Raw genomic sequence first — 17151 nt, 5'->3', positions numbered from 1 at the left:
TCATCCGTCACCGCAGGGGTGACACGGGTATGCGGGGCTCCGCACCCCCGGGAAGATGGGACGGGACGATCATGAATCGCGGGCATCGGGGGATGGCGTGACGTACACACAGGGGTGGGACGCGGCCCAGGTCGGCTTCGGCCCGGGGATACGGAACCTGATCGAGGAGGAACTCGTACCGGACCGCGCCGTCGTGGTCCGGACCGGGACGTACGTCGTCGACCCGCCCTTCTTCGGCAACGGCGACATCGGGCGCGTCGCCGTGTGCGGCGCCGTCAACGAACTGGCCGTCACCGGCGCCGAACCCCGGCACGTCGCCCTCGGCATCGTGCTGGAGGCCGGTCTCCCGCTGGAGCTCGTCCGCAGGCTCACCGCCTCCGTGCGCACGGCCGCCGCCGAGGCCGGCGTCGCGATCGCCGCCGTCGACACCCAGGTCGTCCGGGCGGGGGAGGCCGACCGGGTCTTCGTCACCGCGACCGCCTTCGGGGTGCTCGGCGGCGGACCGCCCCTGGACCTGCACACGGTGCGGCCCGGCGACCGCATCGTGGTGACCGGGCCGTTGGGCAGCCACGCCGCGCACCTCGTCTCGCTGCGCGACGGCCTCGGGTACGAGCACCACGTGCCCAGCGACTGCGCACCCCTGGCGGGCCTGATGCGGACGGTCGGCGCCGATCTGCGCCATGCCCGGACCGTGGTCGCGGGGGGCCTGGCCGAGGTGCTGCGCCAGTGCGCCGCGGGCCGCGGGCTGACCCTGCGGGTGGACGAGGCGGCCCTGCCCGTGCGCCACGAGGCCCGGGTGGCCCTGGGCGCCCGGGGGCTGGCCCCGCTGGACGCGGCCTGCGCCGGCTGCCTGTGCCTGTTCGTCCCGCCGGACCGCACCGGCCGGGTGCTGGCGGCGCTGCGCGCCCACCCGCACGGGCGCCGGGCCGCGGTCGTCGGCGCGGTCACCGCCGATCCCGTGGGGGACGTGGAGTTCCTGGCGTACGACGGCCAACTCCGCGCGCGGGCGGTGCCCTTCGGTTCCGTTCCCGAGCGGCTGCTCTGACCGGCCGGCCCTTCGTACCCGTCAAGTGCGTTGCATGAACACTCGGTTGATCTGCGGGTGCGGTGACCCGTCGGCGCATATGCTCGCCCCGTACACCCGCACTGCGTACATCCGTACGTCGTGCAGCTGTGCTTCCGCATGCCTCGCAGCCGTTAGGGGACCGCGCCGTGAGTGTCCGTATCCAGCCCTCTTCCCAGGTCGACGAGAGCGCCGAACTCGGTGAGGGGACCACGATCTGGGATCTGGCGCAGATCCGCGAGGAGGCCCGGCTCGGCCGCGGCTGCATCGTGGGGCGCGGGGCGTACGTAGGGCCGGGCGTGCGGATCGGCGACCACGTGAAGCTGCAGAACTACGCGCTCGTCTACGAGCCCGCGGAACTGGGCGACGGCGTGTTCATAGGCCCCGCGGCCGTGCTCACCAACGACTTCTACCCGCGTGCGGTCGACCCCGAGGGCCGGATCAAGCGCGACGGCGACTGGGAGGCTGCCGGAGTGGTCGTGGCCGAAGGGGCCTCGCTGGGGGCCCGTTCGGTGTGCGTGGCCGGGGTGCACATCGGCCGCTGGGCGCTCGTCGCGGCCGGCGCCGTGGTGTCCAGGGACGTGCCGGACTTCGCGCTCGTCGCGGGCGTACCGGCCCGGCGCATCGGCTGGGTGGGGCGGGCCGGGGTCAAGCTGGTGGAGCGCGAGGGTGAGCCGGGCACGTGGGAGTGCCCGCGCACCGGAGCGCTGCACGACGAGAAGGACGGGACGCTCATCGAGCGAACCTGACGGAATGTCGGCAATTTAGGGCACCGGCATTTCCTCAAAACCACAATCAACGAACATCCGCGGGCATAACGTGTCTCTGCACACGGGATCTGAGCAGGCAACAGGCCATGTTCAGTGGGGGGTTGTGTACGACGCGGACACCGGGGGCAGTGGCATGTCCGGCGTGGATCCACCACGCCTGCCGACACTGCCGATCACGTGTGTCCCGGTCCGGGGCATCGCTGGGGGGATCCAGACGCCGGCCTCCGGACGGTTCGTGCCGGTGGCGTGACATCGCCGCCGGCACGGGCGCCGTCATGCGCAGTCCCCCTCCACGGAGCGACGACCGCCAGGTCCGTCCGAGGAGAACGATCAGAGGGGGTAGGTGTGTTGGAGCCGAACAGCTCGGACATACGGGGTGCGGGGAGCACCAGGGGATTCGGGGTGGGGACCCGATGACCACCACACGATTAGGAGCACTTGCTCACGAGGATCCGTCGCTGCACGCCCTCGCCGAGCGGCTGCTCGCGCTGGCCGAGGCGGGGCTTCCCGCGATGTACCTGCCGGACGCCGAGAACTTCGTGTTCACCAGGGCGGGAGTGGTGTCGCCCGACGGCACCCGCAGCCTGGAACGGCGGGGAACGAGCACCCGGTACGCGGCGATCACCGCGCTCGGCGCCCGCTTCCTGCCCGAGGACCGCCAGCGCGCCCTCTTCGGCGGACGCTCCGCCGAAGAGTTCACGGGCGTACTCGTGGAGCGGCTGGCGGGGGTGGTGAACCTCGGCGACGCGGCGCTCATCGCCTGGGCCGCCGCGGAGACCGGCCATCCCAAACTGTCCGACGCGCTCGACCGGGTGGCCGCGCTGGACGTGCCCGGCCGGCCGCAGTACACGGTCGAGGCGGCCTGGGTGCTGTCCGCCCTCACCGCCGCCCGCGCCGTGCTGGACGTCGAGGACCGCCTCGCGGCGGCCCGCGGGCGGCTGCTCGCGGCGAGGATCGGCGACAGCCCGCTCTTCCCGCACGCCACCGCACCCGGCCTGGTCCCCGGCTACCGGTCCCACGTGGCCTGTTTCGCCGACCAGACCTACCCGCTCCAGGCGCTGGCCCGGCTGCACGCGAGCGGCGGCGACCCGGAGGCCCTCGCGGCCGCCGACGCCTGCGCTGCCCGCATCTGCGAGCTCCAGGGCGACGGCGGACAGTGGTGGTGGCACTACGACGCCCGCGAGGGCGGCGTGGTGGAGGGCTACCCGGTCTACAGCGTGCACCAGCACGCGATGGCGCCCACCGCCCTGTTCGACCTCGCCGAGGCCGGCGGAACGGACTTCGGCGCGGCGATCCGGCGCGGGCTGCGCTGGATGACCGACGTGCCCGAACTCGCCGATCCCACCGGGAACCCGCGCGAGCCGATGATCCGCGAGGACTTCGGCGTCACCTGGCGCAAGGTCTACCGCGGCGACCCGAAGAAGGCCGTCCGGGCCGCCCGCGGGCTCACCACCAAGGTGGCACCGCACGCCCGCCTCGCACCGCTCGACCGGATCTTCCGGCCGGGCGCGGTGGACCGCGAGTGCCGACCGTACGAGTTCGGCTGGATGCTCTTCGCCTGGCTCGGGGGTCCCCGGAGATGACTCGACGACAGACCCTCTTCGGGGTCCCGCTCGACCCCCTGACCATGGACGAGACCGTGCAGCGCTGCCTGGACGCGGTGCGGCGCGGAGAACAGATCGAGATCGGCATGGTCAACGCGGCCAAGCTGGTCAACATGCGGCGCGACCCCCTCCTCGCCGAGGCGGTCGCCGGCTGCGACCTGGTCCTCGCCGACGGCCAGGCCGTCGTCTGGGCCGGCCGGGTGCTGGGCGTGAAACTCCCCGAACGGGTCGCCGGAATCGACCTGTTCATGCGGCTGCTGGCCGCCGCGGAGGTCGCGGACATCCCCGTCTACCTGCTCGGCGCCCAGGAGGACGTCCTGGAGATGATGCTCGGGCAGATCTCCGAGCGCTTCCCGAAACTGCGCGTGGCCGGCAGCCGCAACGGCTACTTCGGCGACGGCGACCAGGAGGCCATCGCCGACGCCATCGCCGACAGCCGGGCGCGGCTGCTGTTCCTCGGCATGACCTCGCCCAAGAAGGAGATCTTCACCGCCGGCTACGGCAAGCGCACCGGCGCCCACGTGGTCCACGGCGTCGGCGGCTCCTTCGACATCCTCGCCGGCATCACCAAGCGGGCCCCCCTGGTCTGGCAGCGGATGGGCCTCGAATGGTTCTACCGCACCCTCCAGGAGCCGCGCCGACTCGGCAAGCGCTACCTCACCACCAACGCCGCCTTCCTCGTCATGACGGTCCGGGAACTCATCCACCGCACACCGTCCGCCCCTTCCGCGAACAGGAGTTACTGATGCGCGTCGTCGTCGTCGGACAGGGTTACGTCGGACTGCCGCTGGCCATCCGGGCCGCCGAGGTCGGACACCAGGTGATCGGTTACGACGTGGACACCCGGCGGGTCAAGAGCCTCGCCGCAGGTGAGTCGTACGTGGAGGACGTCTCCTCCGAACGGCTGGCCCGCGCACTGGCGCGCGGCACCTACCGCCCCAGCGAACTGGCCCGGGACTGCGGCGGCTTCGACGTCGCCGTCGTCACCGTGCCGACCCCCTTACAGGACGGCGCCCCCGACCTGCGCTACATCGAGGAGTCGGCGCACACACTGGCCCGCTTCCTGCGCCCCGGTGCCACCGTCATCCTGGAGTCCACCACCTACCCGGGCACCACCGAGGAGCTGTTCGCGCCGATCCTGGAGGACGGCTCCGGGCTCACCGCGGGCGCCGACTTCCACCTCGGCTACAGCCCCGAGCGGATCGACCCCGGCAACACCGTCTGGGGCTTCCAGCAGACCCCCAAGGTGGTGTCCGGCGTCGACGCCCGCTCCCTGAAGGCCGTCGAGGCCTTCTACGGGGAACTCGTCGACACCACCGTGCCGGTGCGCTCCCCCAAGGAGGCCGAACTGGCAAAACTGCTGGAGAACACCTTCCGGCACGTGAACATCGCCCTCGTCAACGAGATCGCCATGTTCGCCCGGCACCTGGACATCGACGTCTGGCAGGCCATCGAAGCGGCCTCCAGCAAGCCCTTCGGCTTCATGAAGTTCACCCCCGGCCCGGGCGTCGGCGGCCACTGCCTGCCCATCGACCCCTCGTACCTCAACTGGCGGGTGCAGCGCGAGCTCGGCCAGAACTTCCGCTTCGTCGAACTCGCCAACGACATCAACAACCACATGCCCGAGTACGTGACGCGGCGCGTGATCGACGCGCTCAACGCCAAGCGCCGCTCGGTCAACGGCTCCAAGATCCTGCTGCTGGGCCTCGCCTACAAGAAGAACACCGGCGACGCCCGGGAGTCGCCCGCCGTCCGCATCGCCCAGCTGCTCCTCGACATGGGCGCCAAGGTCCGCGCGGCCGACCCCCACGTGGTGGAGAGCATCAAGGTCGACGCCCGCCTCGTACGGGTCGAGCCGACCCGCAAGGAACTGGCGGCCGCCGACGTGGTGGTCCTGCTCACCGACCACGACTCCTTCGACTACCAGTCGGTCACCGAGCACGCCTCCTTCGTCCTCGACTGCCGCAACCGGGTCTCCGGACCCACCGTGGAGGTGCTCTGACCCCGTGACCAGGATCGTCTGCGTGGCCGGAGCCCGGCCCAACTACATGAAGATCAAACCGGTGATGGACGCACTGGAGCGCCGCGGCGCCGAGGTGATCCTCGTCCACACCGGACAGCACTACGACGAGTCCATGAACGACGTGTTCTTCCGCGACCTCGGCATCCGGCCGCCCGACCGCTACCTGGGCGCCGGATCCGGCAGCCACGCGCAGCAGACCGGGCGGGTCATGGGCGCCTTCGAGCCGCTGCTCGACGAACTGGCCCCGGACGCCGTCGTGGTGGTCGGCGACATCAACTCCACCCTGGCCTGCGCCCTGGTCACCGCGAAGGCCGGCCCGCTGCTGGCCCATGTGGAGGCCGGCCTGCGCAGCCGTGACTGGAGCATGCCGGAGGAGGTCAACCGGGTCGCCACCGACCGGCTCAGCGACTACCTGCTGGCGCCCTCGCCCGATGCCGCCGTGAACCTGCGCGCGGAGGGCTACCGCGAGGACCAGATCCACGTCGTCGGCAACGTCATGATCGACACCCTCCTCGCCAACCTGGACCGGGCCCGGCAGTCGGACATCCTGGACCGGTACGGGCTCACCCGCGGCGGATACGGCCTGGTCACCCTGCACCGGCCGGCCAATGTGGACGACCCCGCCGCGCTGCGCGGCCTGCTGAAGGCCCTGGGCGAGATCGCCGACCGCTGTCCGCTGCTGCTGCCCGTGCACCCGCGGGCCGCCGAGCGGCTGGCCGAACTGGGCGTGCCCGGCGGCATCCGGACGGTACCGGCCGCCGGGTACCTCGACTTCATCGCGCTCCAGGACGCCGCCCGCGTGGTGCTCACCGACTCCGGGGGCATCCAGGAGGAGACCACCGCGCTGGGGGTGCCCTGCGTGACCCTGCGGGAGAACACCGAGCGCCCCATCACCGTGGAGGAGGGCACGAACGTGCTGGCGGGCACGGATCCGGAACGCATCACGGCCACCGTGCACCGGGTCCTCGACCACCCGCCCGCGCCGCGCTGCCCGGAGCTCTGGGACGGCCGGGCAAGCGAGCGGATCGCCGCGGTCCTGCTCGACGGGCCGCCCGCGCACACCCGGCCGCGCCCGACCGACCTCGTGTCGCGCGAGCCGGCCACCGATCGACAGCACGTGCTGTAAACGCAATTCGAAGGGGAAGACCATGGATCTCGCGGAGATCTGGCGGGTCATGCGCAGGCGCTGGTACGTGCTGCTGCCCGGACTGCTGATCACGGCGGTGCTCACCGCCGCCGTGTACCTGCTGGTCCCGGTGGAGTACCGGTCGCAGAGCACGGTGACCCTGCTGAATTCGAAGAAGGCCACGGTGGCCTTCGACGGCAACCCCTTCCTGAGCACCCAGGCCTCGCTCACCGGCATGGCCGACGGCCTGGCCCGCAACCTCAACTCCGACGACTCCAAGGCCGACCTCAAGGCCCTCGGCGTCACCGGAGTCCACGAGGCGAAGATCGCCGACAACGCGCTGGGCCCCTACATGTGGCTCAGCGTCGTCGGGACCGACCCGGCCGCCGTGCTGAAGTCGGACGAGATCCTCACCACGTACGCCGAGAAGCGACTGCTGGACTTCCAGAACCAGCAGTCGGTGACCCCCGACGCCATGATCCGGATGGCCACGATCGTGCCTCCCCAGAAACCCGAGGCGCAGACCAAGGCCAGGCTCCAGTTCCTGATCATGGCGGGCGCGCTGGGCTTCGTACTCAGCCTGGTGGCCACCTTCTTCGTGGAGGCGCGGCGGCGCCGGAGCGCGTCGTCCGGCAGGCACCGGCCCGCACCCGGCGAGGGCGGCGAGCCGGCCGCCCTCGACGCCGGTGACCCGACGGCCACCCTGCGGATGACCGTCGCCCACCCGGCCGGCTCCGGCGCGGCGGGCTCCCGTACGGCCGGATCGCCGTGACCGGCCCCGCGGCGGACACCGAGAGCGCCACCCCGGCGACGCCCTCGCTGGGACGCAAGGTCGGCTCTGCGGCCAAGTGGAGCCTGATCAACACCGTGGTGATGCGGCTCGGCAACTTCGCCACCGGCATCGTCCTGGCCCGCTTCTTCCTCGGACCCGAGGCCTGGGGCGTGTACGGCATCGCCCAGACCGTCCTGCTGGTCCTCCTCTCCGCCAACGAACTCGGCGTCTCACTGGCCATCGTGCGCTGGGAGGGCGACCCGCGCCGCTTCGCCCCGACCGTCCTCACCCTCAGCGCCGCCTCCAGCTGCCTGCTCTACGCCGTGCTGTTCGCGGCCGCCCCCGCGGTGGCCGGGGTGCTCGGCTCGCCCGAGGCCTCCGGGGTCCTGCGCGTGATGTGCCTGTGCGTGGTCCTCGACGGCCTCTCCCAGGTGCCCGCCGGCTTCCTCACCCGGGAGTTCGCGCAGGGCCGGCGGATGGCCGTCGACGGCCTCAACTTCGTCCTCAGCACCGCCGTCACCCTGCTCCTCGCCGTCGACGGCTGGGGCGCGATGAGCTTCGCCTGGGGCTCCGTGGTGGGCAACGTGGCCGCGCTCATCGGCTGCTGCCTCGCCGCCCCCGGCACCCTGCGGTTCGGCTGGGACCGCGAACAGGCCCGGGCACTGCTCCGGTTCGGGCTGCCGCTCGCCGGGGCCAGCATGCTCGCCCTCGGCGTGGTCAACGTCGACACCATGGTGGTGGGTTCGACCCTGGACCCGCTCGCCCTCGGCTTCTACGTGCTCGCCTTCAACATCTCCGGCTGGCCCGTGCGCATCATCTCCGAGGCCGCCCGCCGCGTCTCCTTCGCCGGGTTCTCCCGGCTTGCCGACTCGCCGCAGGCGCTGGCCGCCGGATTCAGCCGCGCCCTCGGCGTGGTGATGGCCGGCACCGTACCGATCTGCGTCCTGCTCGCCGCCCTCGCCGCCCCCGTCGTGGACCTGATCTACGGCGAACGCTGGCTGCCCGCCGCCCGGGCCCTGCCCTGGCTGATGGCACTCGGCCTGGTCCGCATCGGCTGCGAACTCGCCTACGACTGCCTGGTGGCCATCGGCCGGCGCCGCTCCCTCATCGGCGTCCAGGCACTGTGGCTGGTCGTCCTGATCCCGGCCCTCGTGATCGGCGCCCGCACCGGCGGGATCGTCGGGGTGGCCCAGGGGCACGTCCTGGTCGCCGGAGCCGTCGTGGTCCCGGTGTTCCTCCTCGCCCTGCACCGCGGCGGCATCCGCCTCGCCACCGTCGCCCGGGCCTGCGCCTGGCCCCTCCTCGGCGGAGCGGTCATGGCCGCCGTACTCCTTCTCCTGGAGCGGTACCTGGGCGACGGAGTCCTCGCCCTCCTGGCGACCGGAGCCGCCGGGACGCTGGCCTACGTCCTGTGCATCCTGCCCGGCCGGGCATTACTCAAGGGGTAGGCGGCCGTGACCCAGCACCGAAGGCGCCTGACGGCGTGGCTGCTCGCCGGAGTGGTCCTGGCCGTCGTCCTCACCCTGTACCGGGCGGACCGCACCGCCATGAGCGAGCACTCGGCGGCGCCCGGCGCCGGCACGAGCGCCACACCCTCCGCCACGGCGCCACCCGCCCCCTCCGCCTCGCCGACCACCTCCGCCCCGCCCTCCCCGACCGCCTCACCGGAAACGGGCGAACCGTCGCCGACCACCTCCGCCCCGCCCTGCACCTCGCCCGGCACCTGCGGGTTCCCCGACGCGAGCACCACCGGCCCGCGGATCGGGCTGGAACGGCACGACACCGGGAACCTGTCCATCAAGAAGGACGGCACGGTCATCAAGGGCTGGGACATCCAGGGCTCCCTCGACATCTACGCCAACGACGTCACCGTCATCGACAGCAGGATCACCTCGACCAACTGGTGGGGCATCAACCTGCGCCCCGGCTTCAGCGGACTGAAGGTCCTGCACACCACGATCACCGCCGTACCCGGCAAGGGCCCCGACAACGGAGGCGTCAACTACGCCGTCTCCAACATGGGCGGCAGCTCGATCGAGGTCGGCTGGTGCGACATCTCTGTGTTCGGCAACGCCCTGTCCATGGGCCAGGGCGATCTGCACGACAACTACGTCCACGACCTCGTCGCCTTCCGCAACCAGGGCGGCGAATGGCAGCACACCGACGCCGTCATCAGCGGCGGCGGCAACAAGGGCCGGCTGACCATCCGCCGCAACACCCTGCTGAACCCCACTGCGGTCGACCGGGGCGCGACCGCCGCCGTGGGCCTGTTCGCCGACACCGGAGTGGTCTCCTCCGTCGTCGTCGAGGGCAACTGGCTGGCCGGGGGAGCGTACGCCCTCTACGGCGGCGGCCCCGGCTCCACCGGGATCCAGGTCACGAACAACGTCTTCTCCACGCAGTACCACCCCGCCGGCGGGGCCTACGGCGCGGCCACCGCCTGGAACGCGGGCGGCGCCGGGAACGTGTGGAAGGGCAACCGCATGTCCGACGGCAGACCCGTGGAACCCCCACCCGCCTCCTGACCACCGAGAGGACCGACAGGACATGATGCGCCGGATCGCACGGGCCCCCTGGGAACTGCTCAAGCGGACCTTCGGCTGGCTCGTGCTCTTCGAAGCCAGGAACAAGGTCCTGCTGGCCCCCTCCGCCCTGCGGCTGCGCCGCCTGGAGGACGCCGAGACCCGCCGGCTCGCCGCCGGCCTGGGCGAGCCCCCGGCCGCTCTGGTCGCCACCGTCATCCCCACCCACCGGCGCCCCGAGGCGCTGCGCGCCGCGGTCCGCTCCGCCCTGGACCAGTCGGTCACCGACCAGGTGGTCATCGTCGTCGACGACGGCGCCGGACTCCCCGAACTGCCCGACGATCCCAGGCTGTTCGCCGTGTCCCTCGCCCGCAACACGGCGACCGCCGGAGTCGTGCGCAACGTGGGCATCCGGCTGACCAGGTCGCGCTACGTCGCCTTCCTCGACGACGACAACCTGTGGGAGCCCGACCACCTCGAACAGGCCCTGGCCGTGCTGCAGGCCCCCGACGGACCCGACGCCGTCTACACCGCGCTGCGCAGGGTGCTGCCCGACGGCACGGACCGGGACGTCCTGTCCGTGCCCTTCGACCGCCGCCGCGCCGCCCACGAGGCCTTCCTCGACACCAACGCCTTCGTGGCGCGGCGCAACCGGTCCCTGTACTTCAGCCGGCTGCGCCGCACCCCCGAGGTGCTGCCCCGCGAGGACTGGGAACTCGTGCGCCGCTACGGCCGCCGCCACGAGGTCCGCCACCTGCCCCGGGCGACCGTCCGCTACCTGGTCAACCCGGGGAGCTTCTACACCGCCTGGGACGGCTCCTGAGCGCTGTCGGCCCCCTGCGCCACGGCTGAGCGCGCCGCGCGGCGGCCGTGCCGGGCGGGCCGTCCGGCTGGAGGGAAACCCGCTGGTGGGCGCGGATCCGGCCCCCGTAGACTCCGGTGCTCGTGACCGAGATCAGCACCGCCCCGACCGCCGTCCCCGCCCAGCCCGCCGCGTCCGCGCCCACCGCGTCCGCCCTCGCCGCGGACGCCGAGTCGGTCGGCGCCGCCGTGGCCGCCGCGGGCCGGGGCCTGATCGACCGCGAGACGGTCGCGGAGGTGGTCACGCTCTGCGCGGTCGCCGGGGAGCACCTGCTGGTCATCGGCGCGCCGGGCACCGCCAAGTCCGAGGCCGTGCGCCGGATCGCCGGTGGGCTCGGCGGCCGCTACTTCGAGTACCTGCTCGGCCGGTTCACCGAGCCGAACGAGCTGTTCGGCCCCGTCGACCTGCGCGGCCTGCGCGAGGGCCGGGTCGAGTTCGAGACCGCCGGGATGCTGCCCGAGGCGGAGATCGCCTTCCTGGACGAGGTGTTCCTCGGATCCACCGCCGTGCTCAACACCCTCCTCGGGCTGCTCAACGAACGGGTCTTCCGCCGCGGCCGCACCGTCCTCGACAGCCCGCTGCGGGTCTGCGTCGGCGCCGCCAACCACCTGCCCGACGACCCCGCCCTGGCCGCCTTCGCGGACCGCTTCCTCGCCCGCGTGTTCGTCGAGCCGGTGGCGGACGCCCGGCTGGAGGAACTACTGGAGGCCGGCCGCCGCCCCGCGGCCGCGCCCACCGCGCCGGCCGTCCCCGGCGGCCTGCTCGCCGCCGTCGACCGGCTCGCCGCCGCCGCCCGCGCCTGCGACCTCGACGAGGTCACCCCGCTGATCGGTACCGCGCTGCGCCGGCTGCGCGCCGCCGGCGTGCCGGTCGGCGACCGCCGGGCGGTGCGCTCCCAGAAGCTGGTCGCGGCCGCCGCCGTCCTGGACGGCCGGACCACCGCATCCGCGCGCGACCTGTGGGTACTGCCGCTGATCGCCCCGACCGCCGACACCCAGGCGCTGGCCCGCGACACCCTCGCCGACCTGGTGGAGAAGGCCGCCAACCGCAGCCTGGCGCACGCCGCCGAGGAAATGTCCCGCAGCAGCGCCGCGCGCGCCGAGCGGCTGGCCCGCACCGGCACGGCCCTGCTCGCGGAGCACCGGGACCTCCCCGAGGGACGTGACTCGCGGCTGCGGCTGGAGGCCGCCCTGCGCGAGATCGACGCGGGCTTCGAGCCGGCCGACCTGCCGGCCGCGCTGGCGGGCATACGCGCCGAGCTGGTCGCGGCGGTCGCCCCCTCGTGACCGCCGCCCAGCCGTCTGCGCCCACCGCGGCGCCCACCCCTGCACCCGCCCCGCCGCCCACCCCTGCGCCGTCCTTTCCCCTCCGGTGGGAGCGCCGCGAGCCCCCGCTCCCGGCCGCCGCCGTCCTCGCGGTGGGCGACGCGGTGCCCGGCCTCGCTGCCGCGGCCCTGGCGCGGGTCCGCGACGGCGCCCGCCTCGGCGTACTCGCCGACGACGGTCCGGGCCTGCCGGCCGCCGACCGCGCGTTGCTCGTGCTCGGCGCGGAGGCGGACCTTCCGTGGGCCGACGGCGCCCGCTACCTGGGCCGTGACGCCGGCCTGCTGGTCCCCACCACGGCCCGCCCCGCGCCGGCCGCCCCGCTCTGGCGCCGGGCCCTGGGCGCGGCCGAGGGCCAGCTCTGCGTCCTCATCCCGGGCCGTGCGCTGGTCGCCGACCCGCCCGCCCCGGTCACCTCCCCGGACGCGCTGGACGCCTTCACCCGGCCGGAGGGCGCCGACCCGGCGCCCCGCGGTTCGGCCGCCCCAGGGTGGAGTGCCGGCCGATGAAGACCACCCGCCTGCCCGCCGCCCTCGCCCCCTGGGCCGGCACCCTCTCCGCCATCACCCCCGAACTCGCCGTCGCCTTCGGCCCGTTGCTCCACCGCCTGGACGCCCTGGTCGGCGAGCGGGAGCCCGTGGCCGACCTCGTCGGCGACCCCGACGGCCTCGGCGGCCTCGCCCGCTCGGGCCGGCCGGACCGGCTGCTTGCCTCCGAGTGGCTGCTCGCCGAGGAGTACCCGGAGGAGTTCCTGCGCCGCCTCGTCGACGGCGAACTGCTCCACCTGGCCCCCGAGTTCCGCACCCCGGCGGTCCGCGGCAGGATCGCCGCCCTGGTCGACACCGGCCCCACCCAGGCCGGCGCGGGCCGGCTGGTCCAGCTCGCCGCGCTCCTCGTCCTGCACCGCCGGGCGGCCGCGCGCGGCACCGAACTGGTCGTCCTCGTCCTCGGCGACCCGCACGGACGCCGGCTCACCGGCGACCTCGCCGAGCTGCTGCCGGCCTGGCTGGCCGCACGCCGACCGGCCGACCCGACGCCCTCGGACGTACAGCAGGCGCTGGACGGCCTGGACGCCGCCGATCAGGCCTGGCTGCTGACCTCGCCGCGCCTCGCCGAACGGCTACCGGCGCGCTCCAGGGTCCTGACGAGCGAGCCCACCCGCTGGTCCGCCGACGGCGCCGGCCACGCCGTCGTCCGGCTCGACGGTGCGACGGCCGAACTCCCGCTGCCCGCAAGCGGGATCGCCGTACGGGCGCTGCGCGGGGCGGAGTTCCGCCGGGCCGAGCCGGTCCCGGTCGGCGGCCCGGCCGCCGACCCCGGGGGAGCGGCCGTACGGGCGCTGCCCGCCTTCACCACCGACGCCCGCACCCTGCTCGTCCGGAGCGCACAGGGCACCACCCTGTTCGCCGCCAACCTGCCGCACCCCGACCCCCGCGTCATCACCGCCGTCCGGGCGCGCCGCCACGACCTGCCCGGCCCGGTGCTCGCCGCCGGCCGGACGGGCCGACGCCTGATCGCCCTGTACGTACGCGACGGCAAGCTGGTCCCGTACGTCAGCGGCCGGCCCCTCGGCGGATACACCTGCGACCTCGCCGCCTTCGGGATCGGCGACGCCCTGCCGCAGGAGCTGTTCGCCCGCCCGGTCCTGCCGGTCCTGCGCGGTGGCCGCGACCTGTTGCTGCCGCTCGTCGGCCGCTGGTGGCGGATCGCCCCGGACGGCAGCGTCGCCGACGACGGACCGCTCGGCCGGGGTGCGCAGGACCGGCAGCACTTCGACCGGTTCCGCGAGCCGCGGCTGTTCGCCGGCCGACCGCTCCACGAGCCGGCCCGCGAAGCCCGCCACTTCCTGCACGGCGGTGACTCCCAGGCCTGGTCGGCGGACGGCCGGACCTGGACGGCGCGGACCGGCGAGGGGGACGAGAGCCGCATCTCGTTCCGCGAGAACGCCGATGTGATCGGCCTGGTCCACGACGAGCGGGCGCCCGCACTGATCACCGTCAGCCGCAGCGGCCTCCTGGTACGCAGCGTGCGCGCCGACGGCGTACGAACCCTGGCCCGCTTCTCCGGTGGCTCCGTGCCCCCGGCCGTGCACCCCTCCCTGCCGCTGATCGCCGCCGAGACCCGGCAGGGCCGGATCGTCGTCGGCGACGCCAACACCGGCCGGATCCAGTTCCAGATCGGAGGCGCCGAATGAGCGCCACCCGGGGCGCGGCGTTCCACGCCGCCGTCACGGCCACCGGGTTCGTCCTCGACGTACCCGTGATCGGCCCGGCCGAGGCCGCCGGGCGCGCCATCGACTCCTGGCAGGACGGCGCCGAGCTGCGGCAACTGCCGGACGGCCGATGGCTGTACGTCCTGGCCGCACCCGTCGAGATCCGCGCCGACCGGGCCCCCGGGCTGCCCGTCGTGCGGACGGACCGCGGTGCGTACGCCGCGGTCGGAGCCGACCCCCGCGCCGCAGCCGCCGGACAACTCGCGGTCGCCACAGGGGGAGTGACGGTCATTCACCCGATCGCGGAACTGGCGGAGCTGGACCCGGCCGCGTGGCTCGACCTGTCCGGAATCACGCTCCACCGCCCGCGGCCGGCCGGCGCCGCCGAGCACGAGGCCGAACCCGTCGTGGAAGCCGTCCCGCAGCCGCCGGAGCCGAACCTGCGGGCCGCCGCCGGCATCGCGCCCCGGAGCGAGCGGGCCCGGCGGCTCACCGAGGACGCCCCGGCCGGCACCCGGCGCCGGGCGCCCCTCCTCGCGGGGCGGTCCGGGCCGGCGTCCGTGACCGGCCCGCTCGCCCTCGCCACGGTCGTCCTCCTCGTGGTGCTGCCCCTCCTCGTCGTCGTCGCGTCGCAGGGCAGCGCCTTCCACGTCGGCATGCTGCTGCTGGCGTTCGCCGCAGGCCCGGCCGCCGCCCGCTTCCGCAAGCGCAACAGTGGCGGCGCACCGGGCCCGGAAGGTTCCGGCACCGGGGCCGGCGCCACCACCTCGGAACCGGAGCAGGGCCGTTCGCGCAGCCGCGCCCGCCGCCCGCTGTTCGACGCCCTCCTGGCCCGCCTGGCGATGCGTACGGCCGGCCCGCTGATCCAGGGCCGGCACGCCCGCTACCTGCGCGAGCTGACCAGGGCCTTCGAGCAGCGCCGCTGGGAGGACGCGCTGCGCGACGCGATCCGGCTCACGGGCGACGGGCCGGCCGAGCAGAAGCCCTGGCTGGCCCTCGGACTGCCCCGCCGCTACGAGGGCGCCCTGCGCCCCACGCCCCGGGCCGGCGGATCCGGCGCCGCCTCCCCGCTGTCCGGCCGCACGGTGCACCAGCACCTCGCCGCGCTCTACCAGCGGGCCGCCGAGGACCTGGAGCGCGCGGGACGGATCGACGAGGCCGCATTCGTCCTCGCCGACCTGCGGGGCGCCCCGGACGAGGCCGTCGCCTTGCTGGTGCGGCACCGGCGCACCGCGCAGGCCGCCGAGCTGGCGGAGGGCCGCGGCCTCGGCGCGGACCTCGTGGTCCGGCTCTGGTGGCAGGCCGGCGAGCGCGAGCGCGCCGTCCGGACGGCCCACCGCCGGGGCGCGTTCGCCCCGGCCGTCGAGCGCCTCGCGGCCGTCGACCCGGCGTCCGCCCGTGAGCTGCGGGTCGCCTGGGCCGCGCACTGCCGGGAGTCCGGCGACCGGCTGGGCGCCGCCGAGGTGCTCTGGGCGGACGAGACCCTGCGGCCCTCGGCGGTCGGCGACCTGCGCGACGCCGTCGCGCTCGGCGGGCCGACCCGGAGCCGGGCGCTGCCCCACCTGCTGGCGCTCGGCGCCGGAGGGTCGACCCGGGCGCTCGCCCTGGCCGTCCTCGACGGCGACGGGCACCCCGACACCACCGGGCGGTCGGCGCTGGCCGCCGCACTGGCACAACTCCCGGCCGCGGACCCGGCCGTGGACCGTGAACTCGCCACCGCGGCGGCCCGGGCGGTCGTCCGGGACGGCGGCTTCGGCGGCACCCTCTCCGACCGGGACGCCGCTGCCCGCCACCGGCGGCTGCTGAAGCGGGCCGACCCGCTGGTCGCCGCCGACCTGGCCGGCCCGAGCCGCGCGGCCCCCGCGGCACACCTCGCCGCGTACACCGCCGCCGACCGGCCCGGCACGCTGCCGGTGCTGGACGCGGCGCTGCTCGGCAACGGCTCCGTCCTGGTCGCCTGCGGCCAGGCGGGCGCCCGGCTGCTCACCGCCGACGGCCGGACCAAGGCCCGCTGGGACGTGCCCGCCGACCAGCTGGTGCTGGCCGACCACGGCGGCACCGCCCTGCTCGTGGCGGGCTACGGGCGGGTCCGGGAAGTCTCCCGGCTCGACCTCGCCACCCGCTCGGTCCGGCGCTGGACGACGCTGCGCGCGCGGCAGATCGTCCCCTCCTTCGACGGCCGGCACCTGATCACGGCCGACGACGACGGCATCAGCGTCCTGGACACCCTCGCGGCCCGGCCCACCGTGGTCTGGCGCGAACTCGGCGGCGGCGAGCGGCTGCTCGGCCGGCTCGCCCGCACCCCCGCCGGATGCACGGGCGTCGTGGCGTCGCCGCTTCCCGACGGTACGCAGCTCGTCGAGCTCTGGCGCTGGGACCTGCCCGGCTGGGAGCTGCGCTCGCGGCTGCGGACCGACGCGTTCCGCCCCGGCCACTGCGCGGCGCTCGCCTCCGGCGGCCTGCTGGCGGCCGACCCGGAGCCGGCGGACGGGCCGCCCGAGCGGACCGTCCTGCACTGGACCACCGAGCGCCCGCTCACCCGCTCCGGCGCCGGCGCCGTCCCGAGCATCGAAGGCGTCGCACCGCACGGCCCGATCGTCGACGGCGACCACTGGACGCTCGCGGTGCCCGGCCCCGACGGCACCGGAGTCCTCCTCCACACCGGCGCGGGCGCGGGATCCGCGCCCGCCGCCACCGTGTTCCTCCCCCAGGCCGACACGCAGGTCCCGGGCCTTCGCCGGCACGGCGATGCGGTCACCCACTGGCACCGCTCCGGCCGTGTCCTCGCCACCACCCCCGACGGAGCCACCCTGCTCGCCAACCTGCGCGTCACGGTCGGCTGAGGAGGAGGCCCGGGGCGAGCGCGCGCGCCCGA

Annotated in this window: 14 protein-coding genes; all 14 read left to right on the top strand. The window is 74.7% G+C overall.

What is annotated here, in order from left to right; all coding sequences use genetic code 11:
• Positions 1-97 precede the first annotated feature (97 nt).
• The gene (locus B6R96_RS07900) at positions 98-1045 is read left to right on the top strand and encodes an AIR synthase-related protein (protein WP_237291368.1); all 948 of its coding nucleotides are present in this window, start codon (positions 98-100) and stop codon (positions 1043-1045) included.
• Between the two features lie 167 nt (positions 1046-1212).
• Positions 1213-1812 carry an acyltransferase gene (locus B6R96_RS07895; protein ID WP_030388451.1) on the top strand — a complete coding sequence of 200 codons (600 nt, stop codon included), beginning with the start codon at positions 1213-1215 and terminating at the stop codon, positions 1810-1812.
• Positions 1813-2246: 434 nt separating this feature from the next.
• Entirely contained in the window at positions 2247-3416 is a 1170-nt protein-coding gene (locus B6R96_RS07890) for a hypothetical protein (protein ID WP_081522079.1), read from the top strand.
• A complete protein-coding gene (locus B6R96_RS07885) occupies positions 3413-4183 on the top strand; it encodes a WecB/TagA/CpsF family glycosyltransferase (RefSeq protein ID WP_030388449.1) in 771 nt (256 codons plus the stop codon). The genes B6R96_RS07890 and B6R96_RS07885 overlap by 4 nt, the downstream gene beginning before the upstream one ends.
• A complete protein-coding gene (locus B6R96_RS07880; protein ID WP_030388448.1) occupies positions 4183-5439 on the top strand; it encodes a nucleotide sugar dehydrogenase in 1257 nt (418 codons plus the stop codon). Before B6R96_RS07885 ends, B6R96_RS07880 begins: the two co-directional genes overlap by 1 nt.
• Before the next feature lie 4 nt (positions 5440-5443).
• Positions 5444-6586: a non-hydrolyzing UDP-N-acetylglucosamine 2-epimerase gene (gene wecB / locus B6R96_RS07875; protein WP_081522078.1), complete on the top strand. Its 1143-nt coding sequence runs from the start codon at positions 5444-5446 to the stop codon at positions 6584-6586.
• A 22-nt stretch (positions 6587-6608) separates the two neighbouring features.
• Positions 6609-7358 carry a chain length determinant protein gene (locus tag B6R96_RS07870; protein WP_081522077.1) on the top strand — a complete coding sequence of 250 codons (750 nt, stop codon included), beginning with the start codon at positions 6609-6611 and terminating at the stop codon, positions 7356-7358.
• The gene (locus B6R96_RS07865; RefSeq protein ID WP_237291367.1) at positions 7355-8806 is read left to right on the top strand and encodes a lipopolysaccharide biosynthesis protein; all 1452 of its coding nucleotides are present in this window, start codon (positions 7355-7357) and stop codon (positions 8804-8806) included. The genes B6R96_RS07870 and B6R96_RS07865 overlap by 4 nt, the downstream gene beginning before the upstream one ends.
• A gap of 6 nt (positions 8807-8812) precedes the next feature.
• Positions 8813-9883 (top strand): hypothetical protein, encoded by a 1071-nt coding sequence (locus tag B6R96_RS36675; RefSeq protein ID WP_203351604.1) that lies wholly within the window; start codon positions 8813-8815, stop codon positions 9881-9883.
• Between the two features lie 22 nt (positions 9884-9905).
• Complete coding sequence (locus B6R96_RS07855) at positions 9906-10703, top strand: glycosyltransferase family 2 protein (RefSeq protein ID WP_237291366.1); 798 nt, start codon at positions 9906-9908, stop codon at positions 10701-10703.
• A gap of 122 nt (positions 10704-10825) precedes the next feature.
• Positions 10826-12028: an AAA family ATPase gene (locus B6R96_RS07845; protein ID WP_237291365.1), complete on the top strand. Its 1203-nt coding sequence runs from the start codon at positions 10826-10828 to the stop codon at positions 12026-12028.
• A complete protein-coding gene (locus B6R96_RS07840; protein ID WP_159396303.1) occupies positions 12025-12573 on the top strand; it encodes a bpX5 domain-containing protein in 549 nt (182 codons plus the stop codon). The genes B6R96_RS07845 and B6R96_RS07840 overlap by 4 nt, the downstream gene beginning before the upstream one ends.
• Positions 12570-14258 (top strand): hypothetical protein, encoded by a 1689-nt coding sequence (locus B6R96_RS07835; RefSeq protein ID WP_081522074.1) that lies wholly within the window; start codon positions 12570-12572, stop codon positions 14256-14258. The genes B6R96_RS07840 and B6R96_RS07835 overlap by 4 nt, the downstream gene beginning before the upstream one ends.
• On the top strand, positions 14255-17119 hold the full coding sequence (locus B6R96_RS07830; protein ID WP_081522073.1) for a bpX6 domain-containing protein: 2865 nt from the start codon (positions 14255-14257) through the stop codon (positions 17117-17119). Before B6R96_RS07835 ends, B6R96_RS07830 begins: the two co-directional genes overlap by 4 nt.
• Positions 17120-17151 lie beyond the last annotated feature (32 nt).

Source organism: Streptomyces sp. Sge12 (genome assembly GCF_002080455.1).
Classification (GTDB): domain Bacteria; phylum Actinomycetota; class Actinomycetes; order Streptomycetales; family Streptomycetaceae; genus Streptomyces.
The sequence above is the reverse complement of the archived record's forward strand: the minus strand, read 5'-3'. Positions and strand labels throughout refer to the sequence as shown.